The sequence below is a fragment of the Corallococcus sicarius genome (assembly GCF_003611735.1).
Classification (GTDB): Bacteria; Myxococcota; Myxococcia; order Myxococcales; family Myxococcaceae; genus Corallococcus; species Corallococcus sicarius.
The window spans coordinates 1-4,916 of sequence record NZ_RAWG01000484.1 but is presented as its reverse complement, the minus strand read 5'-3'; the positions used below and the strand labels follow the sequence as shown (position 1 = coordinate 4,916).

Below are 4,916 nucleotides of genomic sequence, written 5' to 3'. Positions count from 1 at the left end.
CGTCTCGGCAACGCTCTTCCACCTGCGCGAGGTCGGAAGCGACTCGACACTCGACGGCTATCTCGATGCGCTGGCTCAGAACGCGAACAACAGAGGGGCCTTCTTCGGTGGCCGTGCGAGGGCTGAGTGTCAGGGGCCGGGGTCATGGACCGCATCCGGGTCGGCCAAACGGATCGCGACTCCTGATCGATCAGGACTGGCCGCTTGCGGCCGGTTGCCCTTCGCCCGCGCGCGGAGGGAGGGTCAAGGGCGCAGAACCGTTCAGGTTTCGGCGTAGCCGACCCTTGACGCTCCCGAGCACGCGGGCTGGTCGGGCTGATCGGGACAGCGATCCGAGGAGGTGACCCTCGCGCGATCCGATAGGGCGGCCCATGACAGGCTGAGGAGCTTGGTGAGGCCACGGAGTTCGCGGCGGGCGTCATGGGCGTCCCGACGAGCCACGGTGACATCGTCGTTGCCGTCGTCGGATGGGGTGTCTTCAAGATTGGCAAGGCCGGTGTGGGGTACGCCCTCCGGTACCTGCGCGGAGCCAAATCCGCGGATGAAGTCGCGAGGGCTCTCAAGGGCGCTCCCGGCATCAAGGAGTGGAACCCCACGTCGAAGGAACTCGCTGAGCTTGGCGAAAGCATGGGCGAGAACGGCGAGTTGCGAGAGACGTTCGAGGCGTTGACTCGGAAGCGCCCAGTTGTCAATTTCGCGAGTGATCTGAACGAACATCTCAGGCTGCGAGATTTCTCTGTTCCTCGAAAGCGCGGTATCGGTGGTGCTCACAACCTCGACGAGTTCATGAAGCACTCAAGCGAGGTGAACATTCTCAGGACCGAATCGCATCCGAGCGTGTCGGGCGTAAAGAAGATCTACTATCAGATGCCGGCGCTGGACCACGCCGGTGTTCCCAGTGGCGCGTGGAAGGCTCAGATCTTTGAAAAGACAGTGTATGACCCTGGCGTTATTTCGGATGCGCGCTTTGTAGAAATGGGGCGACAGGCAGCCCAGAATGCAAAGGACGTGGGCGGCAAATTGTCTCGCGAATGGTTAGGGAAGTCTGATGATGGCGTGGAGTTCCGAGGATATTTGAACGAGAATGGTGAAGTGCGAAGCTTCTTCCCCGAGTCCTGGTGACGGCCGTGGATTTCGTGGGGGCGCCGGGTCTGTATGTTTTAGATGGGGGTCTGTATGTCTGATAGGGTGAGTTTGGTTGATGATGACGATCCATTGTTTCCTGTTCAGGCATTTTTTAATGCCGTTGGTGATGGCGATTTTGTGGAAGTTGTCGACGCTTTGGTTTCTGGTGTGGGGCGCTGTAGTAATGATGTTTGCTGTGAGTTTCCTGGCGACCTGGATCCGGGCGAGCCTGTATTTGATGGGGTGCGTTGCTCGCTCTTCGAGGATTCTGTTGTTGTTGGGCGAGATGTTTTTTTTGAGTTTATGCTTGAGGCGTGTCGAGCTTATGTGCGGGCGCATAGAGCGGAAACCGACGTTTTGCGCGGTTTGCTTTGCAGGATAGGTAGAGGCCAGGAGCTGGCGTGAGCGCGCAGTGGGCAGTCTCGGGGGCGCGCGGCAAACGACCGGTTCCCGTGCACCTCCAGCCGCAGAGCCAACCCCCGGAAGTTACTTGGGCTCCTCGTTCTCCTCCGGTGGGAATGCGGGAGGCCGGCTGACGAAGGTGACGGAGTGCCCGGGGTGGCAGGGGAGGGCGGCAGCGTCACGACGCGATACCGGTACAGCTGGGACGGCCTGCGGGTGGCCCGGACGACGGGAGCCCAGACGTCGACGTACCTGTGGGCGGGTGGGGCGTTGGTGGAGGAGCGCCTGGCCGGGCACAGGCAGCCGGCGCTGCTCTATACCCAGGGCGCAGGGATGGCGGTGGCCGTGGGCGCCGAACGCATCGCCCATGATGGAATGGGCAGTGCGGTGGGGCGCTACCCTGCGACGGGCGCGGGGGCCCGGCAGCAGTACGACGCCTGGGGCAACTTCCTCGGCGGCACGGGTCCCTCCTTCTCCCAGCCCAGCCTCGGCTACACCGGCCATGCCTGGGACGCTGACTCCGGCCTTCACTATGCCCAGCAGCGATGGCTCGACACTCCCACCGGGCGCTTCCTCTCCGAGGACCCGGTGGGCGCGCACGCCTATCTGACTACGCCGAACGAGATGAGTGCTTGGCTATATGTAGCCGGCAATCCCCTCAAATATGCCGACCCCGACGGGCAGGAGCTGACCTGGGCGGGCGCCAAGCAGGGTGCAAGCAACATCGCTCGGAGTAGTGCTAATGCATTCCTGGCGTTCGGCGAGATGGCGAATCGGGCCCTCACCCTTGGCTACAACGACAAGGCTGGGTATTACGTTGATGAAAATGGAACGCTCCTCTCCAGGTCGTCCCAGTATTACAAGGAACGCGGTCACCAAGCCTTCGAGAACAAGCAGCGCGCCCTCGAGATCCTGTCAAAGGGCCCGAATTATACGGGCGCAGTCTTTGTGGCGAGTAGCTTTGAGGGAGCCGTAGAGGGCATTGGTGGCACTATCACGAAGGCTGCCCAAAATTGCTATCATGCGCACATATCCCGAGGTGCGGATGATGAGGGCACCCGTGAATGTGTCGAGGCGCTTCCGGGGGCGGTCGGCGGAACTGTGGCTGCGTGGGAGATTGCCACTGGGGCCGGTGTGCTCATTGACAATTTTTCGTCTGGAATTCCATCGACTCCGCTTCTGTCTGGTTCTCTCGATGGGCATGAGGTAGGAAGGCCTTTGGGCGGCGTTGGCAGTGGGGCCAGCGATCTTGCCGATGCCTCCAAGCCCATGCTGATGGGAGCAAAGGGTAAATCAGCATCCAAGGGAAAGAGGCGCGTTGTTTATCGCCAGCTCAGTCAGAGTGACAGGGCCGCGTATGATGCCGGAGATGGTCTCAGCCCCAAGGGTGATGGGGGAAGTATTGCCGACCATGTCGCCGGAGGCGGGAATGAAACGGAGTTTATTTCAGCATCCATGACGGAGGATGCGACGCGTAGATATGGTAGTGGGAATGGGTTGGTTGAAATTGATGTCGATCTCGCCATGGAGGCGGGCGCAGGCTTTGTCGACCATGATAACGTTGTGCAGGCTGTGCGGCGTGTCGGGGATAGCAAGGCTGTCGTGGATGCTACTTGCGCGCAAGAGGTGCTGTTTAGAGGTAAGGTGCCCCGCAAAGCGATTAAGCTCATAAAGAGGAGATGATATGCCCACTCTTTCCGAATACACGAATGTTTACAATACGGCGCTGATTGTTATTGAACAAAAGGGCTACCAGGCGTGGTACGATAAGCAGGCTGAGATGTTTTGTGCAGAGAAGGATGGGTGGGACTTCATGGCGGAGTCGCCAGTTGGGTTGCTCGGCCTGATTTCCATCTTCGAGTTCAAGAAGCCAGAGAAGTACGGGGAGTATTGGTGGCGGGAAAGGGGCCGTGATCTCTATGGAGAGTTGCCCCGCAAGCCCAAGCCGTATCGTTCAGTATTGGAGAGGGATGAGGATTGATGCGAGTTCCGGCACCTTCTCGCTGGGCGTGTTTGCCACGGACGCTGCTGCTGCGGCGGCTGTGCGGGGCCTCTATGACTCAGAGGTGTATCGACGGGAGTACGAAGCCCGGTGTCATCTTGGATGGCCCCTTGATGGGTCTCGTGGATGATGAAATTGGAGATGTCAGCTTCTTTGACTGGAGACGATCTCAGGATTGCCTCAAGAGGATGAGGATGCAGTCGAGGTGGAGGAGGCCGAGGAAGTCCTCCATCTTCACCTCGTAGTGAGTGACGAGGCGACGAAGTTCTGGAGCCAGGCAAAGAGTCGCTCCACCTTCCAGCGTCGGCGGTATCGACGCAGTTCGTGGCCAACCTGAGTCTTGGTCTTGCGCCCCCGGCGGTGGGACGCAATCAACTTCACTCCTCGCTGGTGCCACAGTCGCTCGTCGAGCTTGTCGGCGTCATAGGCTTTGTCGCCGATGAGCCGCTCGGGAAGCTCGTCGATGAGGCTGTCGTCGAGGATGGCTTCGAGGAGTTTGGTCTCGTGGGGAGAAGTGCTTGCCGCGCCAATGGCGAAAGGAAGACCAGCGCCGTCTGCAGCTGCCATGACCTTCGTCCCCTTGCCCCGCTTCGTTTCTCCGACGCAGGGCCCCCCTTTTTCGCCGAGGCGAAGAGCGCGTCGACGAAGCCCTCCTCCAGTTCGAAGCCTCCGCGCGCCTTGAGGTCCAGGGCCAAGGCGCGCAGGACGGCACGGAAGGTGCCGTCCTTCACCCAGCCCTGGAACCGGCGGTGGACCGTCTTGTAGGGCGGGTACTTGTCCCGCGGCAACTCGCTCCACTGCGCGCCGGTCCGCAGCATCCACAGGATGCCGTCCCACAGCGCCCGAGAGGGCGTGGGTGTTCGCCCAGGCCGGTCCGCTCGCTTCAGTTCCCGCGCGGGAAGCAGCAGCTCAATCAGACGCCACTGTTCATCCGTCAGGTCCACCGGCCCGCTTCGAGCCTGGCCATCACCTCCCTGTCGATCCGCGACCTGCCCTGCGTCCCTGTGCCTGCTCGCTCAATTTCGAAACCGGCTCTAATCTCCGCCGACGCAACGTGCTTGGCTGCGCAGAGTCCAATGCGGCATGCAAGCTGTTGGCTGTCGGCGGCGCTGATGCATCGCTCACGGACATTCGATTCACCGATGCCTATCGCCCTAGGACGGGAGGGGTATTCCGGTGTGTGGAATTTGTTCACCGACTATGGGAGCGCAGCGTTTCCAGGAACGGTGTTGCGAGACCCACTGTCTCCTGCCGCCTACGCTAACGGTCGTTTGAATCGGACGCAGTGATGCCGGAGGAAATAATGGAAAAGCAGGTCTGGATGCATTTGGGGCTTTCAGAGCGCGCCCAAATTCTTCTGTCGGCGGGGAGTCGCCATGCCCCAGTT

At 60.7% G+C, this 4,916-nt stretch carries 4 protein-coding genes and 1 pseudogene; 4 read left to right on the top strand and 1 reads right to left on the bottom strand.

Annotated elements, in window-relative coordinates; translation table 11 throughout:
* The first annotated feature begins 420 nt into the window (after window positions 1-420).
* From D7X12_RS39285 to D7X12_RS39270, 4 genes are all read left to right on the top strand, one after another.
* The gene (locus tag D7X12_RS39285; RefSeq protein ID WP_120630275.1) at window positions 421-1,122 is read left to right on the top strand and encodes a CdiA family toxin C-terminal domain-containing protein; all 702 of its coding nucleotides are present in this window, start codon (window positions 421-423) and stop codon (window positions 1,120-1,122) included.
* Window positions 1,123-1,176: 54 nt separating this feature from the next.
* Complete coding sequence (gene cdiI / locus D7X12_RS39280) at window positions 1,177-1,530, top strand: ribonuclease toxin immunity protein CdiI (RefSeq protein WP_147443944.1); 354 nt, start codon at window positions 1,177-1,179, stop codon at window positions 1,528-1,530.
* Between the two features lie 270 nt (window positions 1,531-1,800).
* A complete protein-coding gene (locus D7X12_RS39275) occupies window positions 1,801-3,210 on the top strand; it encodes an RHS repeat-associated core domain-containing protein (protein ID WP_147443943.1) in 1,410 nt (469 codons plus the stop codon).
* 1 nt (window position 3,211) lies between these two features.
* A complete protein-coding gene (locus D7X12_RS39270) occupies window positions 3,212-3,508 on the top strand; it encodes a hypothetical protein (RefSeq protein ID WP_120630272.1) in 297 nt (98 codons plus the stop codon).
* A gap of 190 nt (window positions 3,509-3,698) precedes the next feature.
* On the opposite strand, the pseudogene D7X12_RS39265 reads toward D7X12_RS39270, so the two are convergent.
* Window positions 3,699-4,473, bottom strand: a pseudogene (locus tag D7X12_RS39265) (IS5 family transposase).
* Between the last annotated feature and the right edge of the window lie 443 nt (window positions 4,474-4,916).

Bases quoted from the DNA above. Each gene is read 5' to 3' on its own strand.
- D7X12_RS39285 (WP_120630275.1), top strand. From the start codon at position 421: ATGGGCGTCCCGACGAGCCACGGTGACATCGTCGTTGCCGTCGTCGGA.
- cdiI (WP_147443944.1), top strand. From the start codon at position 1,177: ATGTCTGATAGGGTGAGTTTGGTTGATGATGACGATCCATTGTTTCCT.
- D7X12_RS39270 (WP_120630272.1), top strand. From the start codon at position 3,212: ATGCCCACTCTTTCCGAATACACGAATGTTTACAATACGGCGCTGATT.